We start from the raw sequence: 1,340 nt of genomic DNA, 5'->3' as shown, positions 1-1,340 counted from the left end.
GTCAAAGGAGCAAGCTCCTTTTCTGTTCGCTCGACTTGCATGTATTAGGCACGCCGCCAGCGTTCGTCCTGAGCCAGGATCAAACTCTCCATAAAGAAATTTGATTAGCTCAAATTGTTTTGCTGGCATCATGTTTGATGTCCAAAATTTTTGTTTTGTTCACTAGCAAAACTAGCTACTTAAAACTTTATTGATTACGTTTTGCTTGTTCAGTTTTCAAGGTTCATGTAATTGAATTGGTGGAGCCTAGCGGGATCGAACCGCTGACCTCCTGCGTGCAAGGCAGGCGCTCTCCCAGCTGAGCTAAGGCCCCATATTTTTATTTTTAGGAAATGGTCGGGAAGACAGGATTCGAACCTGCGACCCCTTGGTCCCAAACCAAGTGCTCTACCAAGCTGAGCTACTTCCCGTTGTTCTTATGGCGCGCCCGACAGGAGTCGAACCCATAACCTTCTGATCCGTAGTCAGACGCTCTATCCAATTGAGCTACGGGCGCATTTAAAATGGTGCCGAGGACCGGAATCGAACCGGTACGGTAGTCACCTACCGCAGGATTTTAAGTCCTGTGCGTCTGCCAGTTCCGCCACCCCGGCACATTTGGAGCGGAAGACGAGGTTCGAACTCGCGACCCCCACCTTGGCAAGGTGGTGTTCTACCACTGAACTACTTCCGCATGTGCATAAGCTTTTTTATCTGGCAATGAAAATAATGGTGCGGGTGAAGGGAGTCGAACCCCCACGCCTTGCGGCGCTAGATCCTAAGTCTAGTGCGTCTGCCAATTCCGCCACACCCGCTTATTATTATTTATAAATGGTGAGCCATGAAGGACTCGAACCTTCGACCCTCTGATTAAAAGTCAGATGCTCTACCAACTGAGCTAATGGCTCGAAAAAATGGTGCCGGCTATAGGAATCGAACCCACGACCTACTGATTACAAGTCAGTTGCTCTACCTGCTGAGCTAAACCGGCATATGGTGGAGGATGACGGGCTCGAACCGCCGACCCTCTGCTTGTAAGGCAGATGCTCTCCCAGCTGAGCTAATCCTCCTGGGTATTATGCCTAGCGACGTCCTACTCTCACAGGGGGAAGCCCCCAACTACCATCGGCGCTAAAGAGCTTAACTTCCGTGTTCGGTATGGGAACGGGTGTGACCTCTTTGCCATCATCACTAGACTTATTAAAAGACAAGATTTATTATACCATATTTCAGTATAAATGCAAGCTTTTTTTAAAAGCTTACTTGTTCTTTCAAAACTGGATAAACGGTGCATTGAATGTTTCAAACTTTTTTGGTTAAGTCCTCGATCGATTAGTATTCGTCAGCTCCATGTGTCACCA

At 47.9% G+C, this 1,340-nt stretch carries 9 tRNA genes and 2 rRNA genes; all 11 read right to left on the bottom strand.

The annotated features are described in order from the left end of the window. A 16S ribosomal RNA gene (locus ACFY5C_RS41685) occupies positions 1-95 on the bottom strand; the annotation flags it as partial. Positions 96-237: 142 nt separating this feature from the next. After that, positions 238-313 (bottom strand) — tRNA-Ala (locus ACFY5C_RS41680). Between the two features lie 20 nt (positions 314-333). After that, positions 334-410: transfer RNA gene (locus ACFY5C_RS41675), tRNA-Pro, on the bottom strand. A 9-nt stretch (positions 411-419) separates the two neighbouring features. After that, positions 420-496: transfer RNA gene (locus ACFY5C_RS41670), tRNA-Arg, on the bottom strand. An 8-nt stretch (positions 497-504) separates the two neighbouring features. Beyond that, a tRNA-Leu gene (locus ACFY5C_RS41665) sits at positions 505-593 on the bottom strand. A 5-nt stretch (positions 594-598) separates the two neighbouring features. After that, positions 599-673 (bottom strand) — tRNA-Gly (locus ACFY5C_RS41660). A gap of 36 nt (positions 674-709) precedes the next feature. Continuing rightward, positions 710-794, bottom strand: a tRNA-Leu gene (locus ACFY5C_RS41655). A gap of 17 nt (positions 795-811) precedes the next feature. Next, a tRNA-Lys gene (locus tag ACFY5C_RS41650) sits at positions 812-887 on the bottom strand. A gap of 7 nt (positions 888-894) precedes the next feature. Beyond that, positions 895-970: transfer RNA gene (locus tag ACFY5C_RS41645), tRNA-Thr, on the bottom strand. A 3-nt stretch (positions 971-973) separates the two neighbouring features. Continuing rightward, positions 974-1,049: transfer RNA gene (locus tag ACFY5C_RS41640), tRNA-Val, on the bottom strand. 10 nt (positions 1,050-1,059) lie between these two features. Further along, a 5S ribosomal RNA gene (gene rrf / locus ACFY5C_RS41635) occupies positions 1,060-1,175 on the bottom strand. Between the last annotated feature and the right edge of the window lie 165 nt (positions 1,176-1,340).

Origin of the sequence: Streptomyces sp. NPDC012935 (assembly GCF_042900345.1) — a bacterium.
Taxonomy (GTDB): Bacteria; Actinomycetota; Actinomycetes; order Streptomycetales; family Streptomycetaceae; genus Streptomyces.
The sequence above is the reverse complement of the archived record's forward strand: the minus strand, read 5'-3'. Positions and strand labels throughout refer to the sequence as shown.